Annotated in this window: 8 protein-coding genes; 3 read left to right on the forward strand and 5 right to left on the reverse strand. The window is 45.8% G+C overall.

Annotated elements, in window-relative coordinates; all coding sequences use genetic code 11:
* Positions 1-23: 23 nt before the first annotated feature.
* The 5 genes from K4039_RS16915 to K4039_RS16935 form a co-directional block, all read right to left on the reverse strand.
* Positions 24-2,114 carry a response regulator gene (locus K4039_RS16915; protein WP_265236732.1) on the reverse strand — a complete coding sequence of 697 codons (2,091 nt, stop codon included), beginning with the start codon at positions 2,112-2,114 and terminating at the stop codon, positions 24-26.
* 7 nt (positions 2,115-2,121) lie between these two features.
* The gene (locus K4039_RS16920; protein ID WP_265236734.1) at positions 2,122-2,829 is read right to left on the reverse strand and encodes a chemotaxis protein CheB; all 708 of its coding nucleotides are present in this window, start codon (positions 2,827-2,829) and stop codon (positions 2,122-2,124) included.
* Positions 2,801-3,628: a protein-glutamate O-methyltransferase CheR gene (locus K4039_RS16925; RefSeq protein ID WP_265236736.1), complete on the reverse strand. Its 828-nt coding sequence runs from the start codon at positions 3,626-3,628 to the stop codon at positions 2,801-2,803. The genes K4039_RS16920 and K4039_RS16925 overlap by 29 nt, the downstream gene beginning before the upstream one ends.
* 255 nt (positions 3,629-3,883) lie before the next feature.
* Positions 3,884-9,697, reverse strand: a complete 5,814-nt coding sequence (locus K4039_RS16930; RefSeq protein ID WP_265236738.1) for a HAMP domain-containing protein — start codon at positions 9,695-9,697, stop codon at positions 3,884-3,886.
* Between the two features lie 292 nt (positions 9,698-9,989).
* Entirely contained in the window at positions 9,990-12,062 is a 2,073-nt protein-coding gene (locus K4039_RS16935) for an FAD-dependent oxidoreductase (protein ID WP_321161622.1), read from the reverse strand.
* Between the two features lie 160 nt (positions 12,063-12,222).
* On the opposite strand from K4039_RS16935, the gene K4039_RS16940 reads away from it, so the two are divergent.
* The 3 genes from K4039_RS16940 to K4039_RS16950 all read left to right on the forward strand — a co-directional run bounded on the left by K4039_RS16940 (position 12,223) and on the right by K4039_RS16950 (position 14,750).
* The gene (locus K4039_RS16940; protein ID WP_265236741.1) at positions 12,223-12,735 is read left to right on the forward strand and encodes a hypothetical protein; all 513 of its coding nucleotides are present in this window, start codon (positions 12,223-12,225) and stop codon (positions 12,733-12,735) included.
* A gap of 331 nt (positions 12,736-13,066) precedes the next feature.
* Positions 13,067-13,828, forward strand: coding sequence for an HpcH/HpaI aldolase/citrate lyase family protein (locus K4039_RS16945; protein ID WP_265236744.1), 762 nt, complete (start codon positions 13,067-13,069; stop codon positions 13,826-13,828).
* A 253-nt stretch (positions 13,829-14,081) separates the two neighbouring features.
* The gene (locus K4039_RS16950; protein ID WP_265236746.1) at positions 14,082-14,750 is read left to right on the forward strand and encodes a 2OG-Fe dioxygenase family protein; all 669 of its coding nucleotides are present in this window, start codon (positions 14,082-14,084) and stop codon (positions 14,748-14,750) included.
* Positions 14,751-15,223: the final 473 nt, after the last annotated feature.

Consider the following 15,223-nt stretch of genomic DNA (forward strand, 5'->3'; position numbering starts at 1 on the left):
CTCCGCAGACGATAGTTTTACTCTCAGGCGGTTTCAACCGCCGAGTCCCTTTGAGCCTCCGATCTCTGGCCTTTTAAGTTGAATGATTCAACAGCTTTGAGGCCCACCGGATTGCTGAGGATTCCTGCGACGTTGGCAATTCCTGCAATTAATTTAGTTACCTCAACAGGTTTAGATAAGTGCATCTGGAAACCAGCTTCCAGCGCTTGTCGGCGATCGGACTCTCTCACGTAAGCTGTCAGGGCGATCGCAGGCATCTTTCGATCCCGCAGCACTTCCATTTCTCTCACCCGCGCGATCAACTCATAGCCGTCTGCTCCCGGCATTCCAATGTCGCTCAGCAGCACATCTGGCCAAGAACTCTCCAGTGCAGCTAGAGCCCCGGCCACCGATGCTGCCGATCGCACCACAGCTCCTTCGTCTTCGAGTACAGCAATCAAAAACTCCCGCGTGTCATCGTCATCATCCACCACCAGCAATTGCAAATTAGCAAGAGTTGGGAGAGCCTCTGTCGCGTCATTGAGTTCAGAGCAATCATCAAGATCACCTTGCCCGTTGTCCTCAGCAACTGGTAGAGAAACCGTAAATTTCGCACCCTCGCCCGTATTATTCTGTGCGCCAACCTTACCACCGTGCTGTTCCACCAAGTGACGGACGATCGCCAATCCCAGCCCCAAACCCCCGTAAGACCTAGTTGTGCTGCTATCAGCTTGGCGGAAGCGATCGAAAACATAAGGCAGAAAATCAGGAGCAATACCAATTCCGCTATCAATTATCTGAATTTGGGCCTCGTCGCCAACTAACTTCAACCGCACCTCTATTTTACCCTCTTCAGGAGTAAACTTAATCGCATTTGAAAGCAAATTCCAGATTACTTGCTGCAAGCGATCGCTATCGCCTATAACTTTACCAACATTTGAGTCAGATTGAAATTCTATCACAATTGATTTTGTCTCTGCCAGCGGTTTCAGAGAATCAATTGCCATTTCAATCACATTTTTCAACTGAATCGGATACAAATTGAAATTTAATTTTCCGCGCAGAATTCGCGAAACATCTAAAATATCTTCAACGAGTTGCGCTTGAGATTTAGCATTTCGCTCAATTGTTTCTAGGGCTTTATCAATAGTTTCTTGGTCAAACTTTTTGGCCCGCAGCAGCCTTGACCAGCCGAGAATGGCATTTAAAGGAGTACGGAGTTCGTGGGATAGAATAGCCAGAAATTCATCCTTCATCTGGTTAGCTCTCTCAGCTTCTTGCCGCGCCACTTGTTCGCGGATCAGTCTGCCGCGTTCTTCCTCTGCTTGCTTGCGGTCTGTGATATCTCTAACCGTACCAACGTGACCGATCAGTTTTCCCAAATCCGAAAACATTGGCGACGACTGCACATGAATCCAACGCACATCTTCGTTATCAACTAATCGAAACTCACTCGAATATTCGTGACCTTCTTTAATCCAACCTAACCAATCTGCTACTACGCGATCGCGGTTTTCAGGATGAACCGACCGCTGCCAAACTGACACCAAATTTTCATCCAAAATTAACCCGGAAATCTCTTGACAGCGGGGATTCATGTAAGTACAGCGACCTTCAACGTCAGCTAAGTAAATTCCCAGGGGCGAACAAGCACACAAAGTACGAAATCGCTCTTCACTTTTACTGAGTTCATTATTAACAGCAGCTAACTGTGTTGCTTGTCGCTTCACCTCGGCTGTTTTTTGGAACAATTCCACAAATACCTGCACCTTCGATGTCAATATTTCCGGTTCCAAAGGTTTGAAGAGGTAATCCACCGCACCCAGAGAATAACCTTTAAACACGTGGGTGTCATTACTGCTGAATGCTGTGACAAAAATAATCGGAGTCGATCGCGATCGATCTCTGGAGCGAATCAATGTTGCCGTCTCAAATCCATCCATTCCCGGCATCTGCACATCAAGCAAAATCACCGCAAAATCGTCATTCAGCAGACATCTCAGAGCCTCCGCGCCCGAATTAGCTTGTACTAGATTATAAGAATGGCTGTTGAGGATAGCTTCTAGAGCCACCAAATTTTCTGGCCGATCGTCAACTAGAAGGACATTTACTTGATTTTCGCGTTCCACATCCATAAATTTTTTAATTTTTAATTGTTAGCAAGTTGACTAAACACGGAGCGATTTTAGAGAGGGGTAAAATCCAGTCTACTTCAACATTTGCGATCGCGGACGCCGGCATTGTCCGGCATAGAGCCGAAGCAGGTTCCTCCACAAATGTCAATCCTCCCTCAGCTTTAATTTTTGCCAGCCCTTCACTCCCATCAGAACTAGCTCCCGTTAAAATTATGCCGATAACTTTCTCCCCAAAGGCATCAGCAGCAGACTCAAACAGCACGTCGATAGAGGGCCGCGCGTGGCAGACAGGAGCATCAGTTGATAGTGCAAATGTAGGAGAAACGCGACTGAGGATTGGGGATTTTGAATTGTCGATTGGCTCCGCCGCCGCGCTCTCCCATGCTGTACCGTCGTTTTCATCAATGCTAAATTTCTCCATCCAGGGCAATTCTACGAGCAAGTGATAGTCAGCGGGAGCCAAGTAAATCCGGCCAGGGGCGATCGGCTCTTTGTCTTGAGCCTCCGTGATTTGGAGAGAGCTTTGCTGTTGTAAAAAATCCGTAAGGCTGTTGGGAGAACTCTTATGGCGGTGTTGGACAATAACCACCGGTAAAGGAAAACTTTGTGGCAAATCTGCCAGCAGGACAGTTAGAGCCTCTAGCCCTCCCAAAGACGTGCCAACAACCACTATCTCAAAAATATTTTTATTTAATTTTGCGGTAGAGTTTGTCACTTCTTTCAACTGCTTCATAGTATTTTTCATAAGGTGTAAAAGTTAGAGACTCCTGATGTCCTAATCCTAAAATTCCAAACATTCCCAAGCTCTCATAAAAAAGTTTATGTACCCGTTCTTGAAGCTGTGAATTAAAATAAATCATCACATTGCGGCACACAATTACATTAAATTCATTAAAAGAAGTATCTGTTGCTAAGTTGTGGTGAGCAAAGACCATGTTATCTTTAAGTGAAGACCCAAAAATAGCATTTTCATAGGCAGCAGTGTAATACTCAGAAAACGCTTTTTTGCCGCCTGCTTGGTGGTAGAGCTGCGTATATTCTTGCATTTGTTTCAAAGGGAATATACCAGCCTTTGCTGTTTTTAACACTAATTCGTTCATGTCAGTAGCGTAAATCCGACAGCGATCGTACAGCCCTTCTTCTTGCAGCAAGATTGCCATAGAATAGACTTCTTCTCCCGTTGAACATCCAGCGTGCCAAATCCGAATAAAAGGATAAGTACGAAGCATCGGCACTACTTTTTTTCGGAAACTAATGTAAAATTTAGGATCGCGAAACATCGTAGTTACATTAACAGAAACATCCACCAAAAAACGCTCTAAACAGGCAGGATTGTGGAGTATTTTGTCCTGAAGTCCAGAGACCGTGGTGAGCCGTTCTGAGCGAATAGTGTTCCAAATGCGGCGCTTGATAGAGGCAAGGGCATAATTACGAAAATCAAATCCGTAATAGCGAAATATTCCCTCTAGTAGGAGTTGAATTTCGATTGTTTCCAGTTCATGAGTTTCGGGCATTAGTAATTAGTAATTGGTTATTGTTAGCTGTTGACTGTTAACTGTTAACTGTTGACTGCTGACTGCTGACTGTTAACTGTTAACTGTTAACTGTTAACTGTTGACTGCTGACTGTTAACTGTTAACTGTTAACTGCTGACTGTTAACTGTTAACTGTTGACTGCTGACTGTTGACAACTAACAACTGCCAACTGCCAACTGCCAACTGCCAACTGCCAACTGTCAACTGTCAACTGTCAACTGTCAACTGTTCCATTACCGATAAAGCCAAACGCGCAGCAGCGAGAGCAATTGTTCCGTATCAACAGGCTTCGTGATGTAGTCAGACGCCCCAGCTTCGATACATTTTTCCCGATCGCCCTTCATAGCTTTCGCAGTCAGAGCAATCATTGGCAGCGAACCGAATTGAGGCATCTTGCGAATTGCTTCCATTGTCTCGTAACCGTCCATTTCGGGCATCATCACGTCCATCAACACAATATTTATGTCAGGCGTATTTTGCAACTGAGCAATACCCTCTCGGCCGTTTTCAGCAAACACAATTTGCATTAAATGGCGCTCCAGCATACTCGTGAGGGCGAAGATATTCCGCACGTCATCGTCAACAATCAAGACTTTTTTGCCCGCGAGTGTCGAATCTGTTTGATATAACTGTTCTAGCATTTGGCGCTTAGGTTCCGGCAAATTTGCTTGAACTCGGTGCAAGAACAAAGCAGTTTCATCCAACAGGCGCTCTGGCGATCGCACATCTTTAATAATTATTGTTTCCGCCATGCGCTTAAGTTGAGTTTCTTCAGTTCTCGTCAACTCTTTGCCCGTATAAATAATAATCGGCAAACTTTTCAAACTCGGCTCTTGCTTGATCTGCTCGATCAGTTCAAAACCAGTCATATCGGGCAGTCCCAAATCGAGCACAATGCAGTCAAAATGCCCCGTCTTCAAAATTTCTAGCGCCTCTGCACCGCTACCCACAGCCGTCGTTGAAACATCGTGATTGCCGATTAAATCCACAATGCTAAGACGTTGCGTTTCGTTATCTTCGACAACTAGCAAATTTTTCACGGGGCGCTCCACAAAACCCTTAATATCAGTCAAAGCTTTGCTCAAAGCCTCATGACTGACAGGCTTTTGTAAATACGCGATCGCCCCTAACTGCAAACTGCGCTGCCGCCCTTCTTCAACTGATACAATGTGAACCGGAATGTGGCGCGTAGTCGCGTCGTGCTTCAGGCGATCGAGCACAGTCCAGCCATCCATCACAGGCAAATTTAGATCCAGCATAATCGCCGTTGGCTTGAACTCTCGCGCCATCGCCAAACCGATATCGCTCCGCAACGCAACCAAAGCTTTAAAACCCTGTTCCTGCGCCATATCCACCAGAATCCGAGCAAAATTGACATCATCCTCGATAATCAAAAGGATGCGATCGCCACTCTCAATATTTTCTCGGTCATCAGATATTGTAACCGACGGATAAGGCGCGACCGGCAAATGGAAATTCGGCGAAGGAACTGTCCCAGAAACACCCGGCGACAACTGCGCCGTTTGGTTGTAGGTTCCCGAATCGCGATCGTTCATTATTTCCGATTCTTGGTAAGTTTGCGGCAGATAAAGCGTGAATTTACTACCCTCACCAGCGCGACTCGTCAACTTAATTTCTCCCCCTAACAGATTAGCAATTTCTCTACTAATAGACAAACCCAAACCAGTGCCCCCGTATTTCCGGCTAGTGCTACCATCAGCTTGTTGGAAAGCCTCAAAAATAACCCTGTGTTTGTCATCAGAAATCCCAATCCCCGTATCGCTAACCGAGAAAGCCAAAACAGTAGCAGAACTCGTTAAAGCTTCAATCTCTAAACTCCACCCTTCCCGCACTACTTCGACACCCAACTTCACCTCACCCCGCTCAGTAAACTTAAAAGCATTAGAGAGAAGATTCTTCAAAACTTGTTGCAGCCGTTTAGCATCAGTATAGATACCTTTTGGCAACGCAGCCTCAAGCTCTATTTTAAAACTCAACTTCTTATCCAGAGCGATTTGGCGGAAAGTTCGATCCAAATGCTCTCGCAAATCCCCAAACAAAACTTGCTCAATATCCACCGACATCGTGCCCGATTCAATTTTAGCAAGATCCAAAATGTCATTAATCAGTTCTAACAAATCAGTTCCCGCCGAATAAATAGTGCGCGTGTATTCAACTTGCTTAGAACTCAAATTGCCGTCAGGATTATCTGAAAGCAATCGAGCCAAAATCAACAGCGAATTCAGCGGAGTTCGCAACTCGTGAGACATATTTGCCAGAAACTCCGACTTATACTTAGAAGTTAGAGCCAACTGTTCGGCTCTTTCTTCCAGCAACGCCCTCGCCTGTTCGATATCTCGATTTTTCCGCTCAACTTCCTTATTTTGCAGCGCCAACAATTCAGCTTGTTCTTCTAATTCTTCATTCGTTTGTTGCAACTCATCCTGCTGATTTTTCAACAATTCCTCAGATGCGCGGAGCGACTGCGCCTGTTCTTCGAGACGCTTGTTAGTTTGCGTTAGTTCCCTTTGCTGATTTTGCAACTCTTCTGTCAAAGACTGCGACTGTTTTAATAAGTCTTCCGTCCGCATACTCGCCCCAATTGTATTTAGAACAATCGCGATACTTTCTGTAAGTTGGTCGAGAAATGTCAAATGTATTTCGCTGAAGCGGCGGAACGAAGCTAACTCAATTACTGCCGTCACTTGTCCCTCAAACAGTACGGGTAAAACCACGACATTCAGCGGCGCAGATTCTCCCAGCCCCGAACTAATTTTAACGTAATTGTCCGGTACTTCCGTCAACAGGATTCGTTCTTTTTCCAGGGCGCACTGTCCGACCAAACCTTCACCTAAACTGAATCTATTTCCTAGATGCTTGCGTTCCCGGTAGGCGTAGGTACTTAACAGTTTGAGAAACGGATCGTGATCTATAGATTCCATCATAAAAAAGACACCGTGCTGAGCCGAAACCAGCGGAGTCAATTCAGAAAGAATCAGTTTAGAAACAGTTTCTAAATCCCGCTGACCTTGTAGCATTCGAGTGAACTTAGCCAGGTTTGTTTTAAGCCAATCTTGCTCAGTATTTTTATGCGTTGTCTCCCGGAGATTGACAATCATCTGGTTGAGATTATCTTTGACAATGGCAACTTCTCCTTCAGTAGCGACGGAAATTGACCTCGTTAAATCGCCTCTAGTAACAGCAATTGCCACTTCGGCGATCGCCCGCAACTGAGTAGTCAAATTCGCCGCCAATTCATTCACATTGTCCGTCAAATCTCGCCACGTCCCCGCCGCCCCCGGAACCTTCGCCTGACCACCCAATTTCCCTTCAATTCCAACTTCCCGCGCCACCGTAGTAACTTGATCGGAAAACGTCGCCAGCGTATCGATCATCTCGTTAATCGTATCAGCCAGAGTCGCAATTTCTCCCTTAGCTTCCAGAATTAATTTACGCTTCAAATCGCCATTCGCCACCGCCGTCACAACTTTAGCAATACCCCGCACTTGCGCCGTCAAATTCTCCGCCATCGAGTTTACATTGTCGGTTAAATCTTTCCAAGTCCCCGCAACTCCTTTCACCTCAGCTTGACCGCCCAATTTACCCTCAGTTCCCACCTCCCGCGCCACCCGCGTCACTTCAGAAGCGAAGGAATTAAGCTGATCAACCATCACATTAATAGTATCTTTCAACTCCAGAATTTCGCCTTTAACATCAACGGTAATTTTCTTAGACAAATCTCCATTTGCTACCGCCTTCGTCACTTCCGCAATATTCCGCACCTGCGCCGTCAAATTCCCCGCCATCAAGTTAACTGAATCTGTTAAATCTTTCCAAGTTCCGCCTACCCCGCGCACGTAAGCTTGCACCCCTAATTTGCCTTCGGTTCCTACTTCCCTAGCAACTCTGGTTACTTCTGATGAGAAGGAACTCAACTGATCCACCATGATGTTAATCGTGTTTTTCAGTTCAAGAATTTCGCCCTTAACATCAACGGTAATTTTCTTGGATAAATCCCCATTAGCCACAGCAGTTGTCACTTCAGCAATGTTGCGGACTTGTGCTGTTAAATTCCCGGCCATCGAGTTAACAGAATCCGTTAAATCTTTCCAGGTTCCGGCAACTCCTTTTACCTCAGCTTGTACGCCTAATTTGCCTTCTGTTCCTACTTCCCTCGCAACCCGAGTTACTTCTGAAGCGAAGGAATTTAACTGATCAACCATCGTGTTGACAGTGTTTTTTAACTCTAGGATTTCACCTTTAACATCTACAGTAATTTTTTTAGATAAATCGCCATTTGCTACAGCAGTCGTCACCGCCGCAATATTCCGCACTTGCGCCGTCAAACTGCCGGCCATAAAGTTAACACTATCCGTTAAATCCTTCCAGGTTCCTGCTACGCCTCTGACATCCGCTTGACCGCCGAGTTTACCTTCCGACCCCACTTCCCTCGCCACCCGCGTTACTTCTGAGGCGAAGGAATTAAGTTGATCCACCATCACGTTAATGGTGTTTTTTAGTTCTAAAATTTCGCCTTTAACCTGTACCGTAATTTTCTTAGATAAGTCACCGTTAGCAACAGCAGTCGTCACATCAGCAATGTTGCGGACTTGTGCTGTTAAATTGTTGGCCATCGAGTTAACTGAATCCGTTAAATCTTTCCAGGTTCCTGCTACTCCCTGCACTTCTGCTTGTACGCCTAATTTCCCTTCGGTTCCTACTTCCCGCGCCACCCTAGTTACTTCTGATACGAAGGAATTTAACTGGTCAACCATCGTGTTGACGGTATTTTTTAACTCCAGAATTTCCCCTTTAACATCTACGGTAATTTTCTTAGATAAATCGCCCTTGGCCACAGCGGTTGTCACATCAGCAATGTTGCGGACTTGTGATGTCAAACTGCCGGCCATGAAGTTAACGCTATCAGTTAAATCTTTCCAAGTTCCCGCAACTCCTTTAACTTCTGCTTGACCGCCTAGTTTGCCTTCGGAACCAACTTCTCTCGCAACTCTGGTTACTTCTGAGGCGAAGGAATTCAACTGATCCACCATAATGTTAATCGTGTTTTTCAGTTCGAGAATTTCCCCTTTAACATCTACGGTAATTTTCTTGGATAAATCGCCATTGGCTACAGCGGTTGTTACTTCGGCAATGTTGCGGACTTGGGCTGTTAAATTCCCGGCCATTGAGTTAACAGAATCTGTTAAATCTTTCCAGGTTCCTGCAACTCCTCTGACTTCTGCTTGTACGCCTAATTTCCCTTCGGTTCCTACTTCTCTAGCAACTCTGGTTACTTCTGATGAGAAGGAACTCAACTGATCCACCATGACGTTAATCGTGTTTTTCAGTTCGAGAATTTCCCCTTTAACATCTACGGTAATTTTCTTGGATAAATCGCCATTGGCTACAGCGGTTGTCACTTCGGCAATGTTGCGGACTTGGGCTGTTAAATTCCCGGCCATTGAGTTAACAGAATCTGTTAAATCTTTCCAGGTTCCTGCTACTCCTTCCACTTCTGCTTGTACGCCTAATTGGCCTTCGGTTCCTACTTCTCTAGCAACTCTGGTTACTTCTGAGGCGAAGGAACTCAATTGGTCTACCATTGTGTTGACAATTTTGGCTGTTTGGAGGAATTCTCCTTTGAGTGGTCTGTCTTCTATTTCTAGGGGGATGGTTTGCGATAAATCTCCTTTTGCTACGGCCCGAATTACTCTGGCGGTTTCTGAGGTTGGTTGCACTAAATCTGTAATTAGGGTATTGACAGAATTGACGCTAGCTGCCCAGGAACCTTCAACGTTGCCGATGGTGGCGCGCTGGGCGATTTTGCCTTCTTTCCCGACAACTGTGCCGATGCGATCGAGTTCGGCGGCCATTCTCTGATTGAGCTCGATAATATCGTTAAGTTCGTCAGCAATTTTCCCGGCTAGACCGGTCTGGTCTATGGGCATCCTCACTGAAAAGTCCCCTTTTTTGACAGCTACTAAGGTTCTGAGTAACTGTTTGGCATAAACATTATTGGGATTGGCTGTGAGCTGTGCAGTTGACATGACCGTTACCTTTGACGAGTTTGAAGGGGAAGGGGGGAATATTTTTGGGGATTATTGATATTATCCGACTAAAGCAGTGTCTGATTGGTTCTATCGAAAGATGGATGACAAATTGCTGTTGGTTGAATATTCACTTATTGGTTATTTTATACTGTTAACAGGCTCTTCTTGGTAACGAGTTAATTGTGGGGTGTCAGGAACAGGCCCGAAAGCCTGTTCCACCCTGTTCCACAAAGAGTGAATTTTATTGTGCGGCGGGCAGGATGTCCGCCCTACAGATTACCAACTGCGATTATTTCCAATTTTGCCACGAACTATTGAAAATAGAAGTACCTGGAAAGGCGATCGGATTCTTGTCTTGCTGCAACCGCAACTGTAACGCCTCCAAATTCGGCTCGCGGGATGGTAATTCGTCCACCAATTCATAGGGTAAAATCCCATTTTCTAGGGAAAAAGCAGCCGTAACACCCGCAGCAGCCCCAGCAGACCATTCAAAAGAATGCACTCGATAAGCAGCCGCCGCCGTGTGGCTAACAGCAATACTTTTACCCGCCACTAACATATTGTCAATCCTCTGAGGAATCATTGCCCGCAGCGGAATTTGGAACGGATAAGCTTGTCCTTGACCTTTGCGAGTGCCTTCGCGTTCGGTGTTTCCCGGTGCTTCCGGCGGGCTGTTGGTCATGCAGGGGTGAAAGTCGATCGCGTAATGACCGATACCCACACTATCAGGATAAATCCGGGCGCGCGATCGCGATTTAGTCTCCTCAACAGTCTGACTTCCCACAGCCAAAGCCGGCGCGTTCAAACCACCCACAGCCAACCACAAATCTCGGTACTCTTCCTTCGACAAATTCTCGCGGTAAAAATCCGTCTTAAAATCAGTCCGAGACATATCAACTTCCCACACCGTAAAACCTTGAGGCTGAGTCAAAGTCGGCCGTCCAATAATCCGCCGACCTTCCCGCATATAAGGATATTTAGAAAGTCCGTGCACCGTCCCCATCGGCGAATCCAATCCGCTCAACAAACGATTGTTTGGATAAGGTTTTTTCACTCCATTACCTAATTGCGAGTCAGTAGTTCCTGCTACCAACCAGTAGAAATATCCTTGAGCATTTTCTTCGCCGCGGCGCAAAGTTTCCGTTCGCAAACCACCCATCCATGCGCCCGGTTGCAGTTGACCGTTAGCCTCCAATTGCGCGCGAGAATAAATTAAATTATCCTCAGCAGAACCGGGGCGGTAGTCATTCCCCCAAGTCCAGTTTTGCATGGAAATATCCCCAGGATAAATCGGGAATTTCTTGGGATCGGAAGGGCGCGGCTCATCCGGTCTCATGGTTTTAATTTGGCGATAGCTGAAAACTAGCGGAAAGCTGGCTAATCTCGCCAGTTCGTAACTGTAGTAAGGAGCGTATTGTTGATAAAAAGACGGCTGTTGATGCTGCTGCGGTTCCTTTGTTGCTTGCATCGCAAAGGTGTAGGTAAAACCTTGGGTGCAGTAAGGGTCGCCGGTTGGGCTGGCGGAGGAAGGTTCGAGAGGTGAACGCGGGTCAATTCCGAGGCGGTAGGGAACATCGGCAAGTCCGATTAATTCGCCTGTTTCAGTCGCATCTACCACGAACCAATCTGCACCTCTAGGTTTTGATTTTGACTGGTTGGGTGGTTTGGAAGTGAACCGAATAATAGTTTTGTTAAATCGCGCCGAGTTTTCGTAGCGATAGGCATCTTCGATGGTTTTAGACAGGGTTTCGGTGTTGATGGGCGGGGTGTTGGCGGCTGGTTTGTGTTGAATGGCGATCGCACTTTTAATTTGTTGTCCGCCAACTGCATTCCCCGCCACCGCCGGAGTAATTGCTAATTCTTTAATCACGGTATTCGGAAACCATTTCAGCTTCCCTTTGCCTGTTTGAGCCGCATTTTGCAAAATGTCAGATAGAATTTTGTGGCCGTCGTAGGGCATGAAACAGGAATAGCTAACCCAACAGCCGCCGGGATTTAGCCTCCCGTAATGTTCTTTGATTCGCCGCCGCAATTCTAGGTAGCCGCGGGGGTAAAATAAGAGCGATCGCTGAGTTTCTCTTTCATCAAGTGCGGAAGTTCCCTGGGAGGAAATTTGACCGCCTAACCAGTCAGTAATTTCCGTGATACAAACGGTGCGCCCCGCCAGCAAACCTTCGTAAGCGGTAGCAGCACCTGCAAGCCCGCCGCCTGCTACGAGAATGTCGCAAGTTTCCTCTTTGTCGGGATTGCGCACAGGTGCGGCCAAGGCTGGGGTAATAGCCGAGAGGGAGGCAATTAGACTGAGGGTGAAGGTGAAGAGCGATCGACCTTTGAGCGAAAATAGATACCGTCGCAGTTTCATCGGAGACTGTGGAATTAATTTTGACATCAGCAAAAAACACTCATCGCATTTAAATGTTTATTTTGCACTATACTGGTATTTCGCGGTACAGTCAGGGCAAACTTTTTTATATAAGAGGCATTAATAGCAGTGACAACTATTGAATAGCCGAATCAACTTTATGCTAAAAATCGTCAATTTTTTTAAGTCATTGATTCCCTTTGAGGATTTAACAATTATCACCAGTTTAACTTTTTTGGAAGTTTTGAACAGGTTGGACGAAGTTGTGACTCCTCCCAAACTTTTTAGAATAACTCTACCCTTCGGCGCGCCACCTGCCAAACCTTATGAAGGAACAATCTCTGGCAATACCTTCAAAATCAGTCGCATCATCACTGGCCGCAATTCATTTTTGCCAATTATCGAAGGATATATCCATTCTCAACCGTTTGGTTGTTCCATCAAAATTAGGATGAGTTTACATAAAATAGTCCTAGCATTTATGATGCTTTGGCTGTGGACAACTGGCAGTATTGGAATGTTTGCTTTATTTGCTTGGTTCGTAGAACCCTCCGTGGGGCCAATATTTTTACTGATATTAGGAATGTTTATTTTTGCCTGGGTTGTGTGCTTGATTCCCTTTAAAATCGAAGCTAAATCAGCTATAAAATTTTTATCTATCCTCTTAACATAAAGATCAGACGTACGGTTGAAACCGCGTCTATACAAACTCTCACCTGCCTCCGCAGGTTGAAGAGTGTAAAATTAAAAACAATCTGGGTTCATCGGCATTAATTCGCGGTAAAAAAACATCAAATTTCCGGCATTACCAGAAAGAATTGGGTTAAAGCCTCTCCCTTGTAGGGAGAAATTAAAAGCAGACTATTCATTACTTCAATCCTCTTCCTGACCGGGAGAGGTCGCCCTCAACTGTCAACTGTCAACTGTCAACTGTCAACTGTCAACTGTCAACTGTCAACTGTCAACTGTCAACTGTCAACTGTCAACTGTCAACTGAATAAACCATGCGTCAAAACCAACTCAAACAAAAAATCAAACAAGGCGAAACAGTCCTCGGTTTATTTATGAACTGCGCCTATCCCGCATTCATCGAAATCTGCGGTCACGCTGGATTTGATTTTGCCGTCATAGACATGGAACACGGCCCCCTGCACCCCCTTGCTGCTGAAGATTTGTGTCGCGCGGCCGACTGCACCGGCATTGCACCAATTGTCCGTGTCCGCAAAAACGATGGGCCGCAAATTCAACGAGCTCTCGACATCGGCAGCGCAGGCGTTCAAGTACCGCAAATTGAAAGCAAAATTGATGCCGAAATTGCTGTCAAAAGCGCTAAATACAGTCCTCTGGGCACGCGGGGTCTTTCTTTCGCTACGCGGGCTGGACGTTACACTGCTGCGGGCGTTGATATCACGGACAAACTCAATGAAGAATCCTTGGTTGTGATTCACATCGAAGGTAAAGGTGGCATCGATAACTTAGCAGAAATTGTGACTGTGCCACATATTGATGTGATTTTTTTGGGGCCTTACGATCTGTCACAGTCGATCGGCATTCCGGGCCAAGTCCGCGATCCCCGAGTCATCAACATGATGCAGGAAGCAGTGCAAACCATCCGCAAAGCAGGCAAAGCAGCGGGTACTTTTGCCGAAAACCCCGAAATCGCCAAGCAGTGGATTGATGTTGGCGTTCAATACGTTGCACTTGGGGCGGATGTTGCCGTCTTCCTGCGGGCCTGTCAGTCGCTAGTGAAAGCGGTGCGGAGTTAAACTGCTAAGTAAATCCACTTAATTAAACGTCAAATACCGATCGCTAAAAAGCTTGCTGTGTATGTCTTCTTCCCTCTTCCTTCTTCCCTCTTCCTTCTTCCCTCTTCCTTCTTCCTTCTTCCTTCTTTACGATATCTTTGCAAATTTTGTAGTGTTTTTTACCACAGGTGCAAAAAACCTGAGCTAGACTAGAAGCATACACCTCCTTAAGGCAAAATTAAGGAGGGGAGCAAGGCTTTAGGGAGAAAAATCTATGAAAACAGTATTAGAATCCATTCAATTGGACTATGCTTTCATGTTTACTTTCAAGAAAGTAAACTCGATTAAGCTCGAAGGTTTCCAGCCATTTTTTAACGATATGCCGATCGATCCTTACATTAAAGGCAAGTATCGTTCCAGAAGATTGTCGCGGTTTGCAGTGAACGGGACTGAGTTAGTTAAGTTACCTCACGGCTACTTGTTCCAAAGCAAAGCATACAATCGGGTGGTGGGTGATATCCGGCGGGAATATGCCGAATTGGACGATCGGCTAATTGCCCTCGATAACTTCAAACAACTGATTTTTGCCTTCTTCGACTCCTGCAAAATTCACCCAGAAGCCGAAATCGGAGTGCATCAAATCAGGACAAGTTGCTCGCCGCACAATTTCGGCAACCCCGCACCGGAAGGCATTCACCAAGACGGTACTGATTTTATCGGGATTTTCTCGGTCGATCGCACTAATATTGTCGGCGGGGAAACGCATTTGTACTTGGCGAAAAAAGAGAAGCCTGTTTTTAATAAAATTCTGCATCCGGGAGAATTGCTGCTAGTAAATGACCACGAATTTTTCCACTTTACTACGCCAATTAAACCGGAATTAGAAGGAGTGGGAACTAGGGATGTCTTTGTGATTACTTCTCCGAGTTTGCTTACCGATTGACGAAACTGGGCGGTTGAAACCGCGTCTACACAAACTCTCACCCACTCGCCTGCGGGTTGAATAACTGTAGTTTAGACTGAATAAAGATGAGAACGGTGGCTTTTAGAAGAACTAGAGCCACCGCGCCGGGAGAGAATAAGGGTGAAAAAGAAAACCTATCCACTCCCGTCAGGAATAGTGAACGATTAAAGGAATTTCCTCAAGCAGCATACGAGTTAGGAACGAAAATTTAATAACTTAAACCACGACTACAGTCCTATCTCCTATAATCTGGGAAGTAAAAGGAGGCAGAGCCTCCGGATCTGTGTTACCAGGCAGAGCGAAAGTAACAAGCAAAACGCTTAATTTAGGAATGAAAATTTAATAACCTCAGCGGTGTATAATAAATAAATGAGTGAATATGAATAGGTTCATGTTTCGGTATTGATGTCAAATATTATACCTACTTGGTTCTTCTTATGTCGCCCATGATT

This window comes from Lyngbya sp. CCAP 1446/10 (assembly GCF_026130175.1).
In the GTDB taxonomy this organism is placed as follows: domain Bacteria; phylum Cyanobacteriota; class Cyanobacteriia; order Cyanobacteriales; family Microcoleaceae; genus Microcoleus.

What these genes read in the sequence shown, in the direction of transcription:
- K4039_RS16935 (WP_321161622.1), bottom strand. Translation starts at nt 12,062, where the DNA reads ATGAAACTGCGACGGTATCTATTTTCGCTCAAAGGTCGATCGCTCTTC.
- K4039_RS16945 (WP_265236744.1), top strand. Translation starts at nt 13,067, where the DNA reads ATGCGTCAAAACCAACTCAAACAAAAAATCAAACAAGGCGAAACAGTC.
- K4039_RS16925 (WP_265236736.1), bottom strand. Translation starts at nt 3,628, where the DNA reads ATGCCCGAAACTCATGAACTGGAAACAATCGAAATTCAACTCCTACTA.
- K4039_RS16915 (WP_265236732.1), bottom strand. Translation starts at nt 2,114, where the DNA reads ATGGATGTGGAACGCGAAAATCAAGTAAATGTCCTTCTAGTTGACGAT.
- K4039_RS16950 (WP_265236746.1), top strand. Translation starts at nt 14,082, where the DNA reads ATGAAAACAGTATTAGAATCCATTCAATTGGACTATGCTTTCATGTTT.
- K4039_RS16940 (WP_265236741.1), top strand. Translation starts at nt 12,223, where the DNA reads ATGCTAAAAATCGTCAATTTTTTTAAGTCATTGATTCCCTTTGAGGAT.
- K4039_RS16930 (WP_265236738.1), bottom strand. Translation starts at nt 9,697, where the DNA reads ATGTCAACTGCACAGCTCACAGCCAATCCCAATAATGTTTATGCCAAA.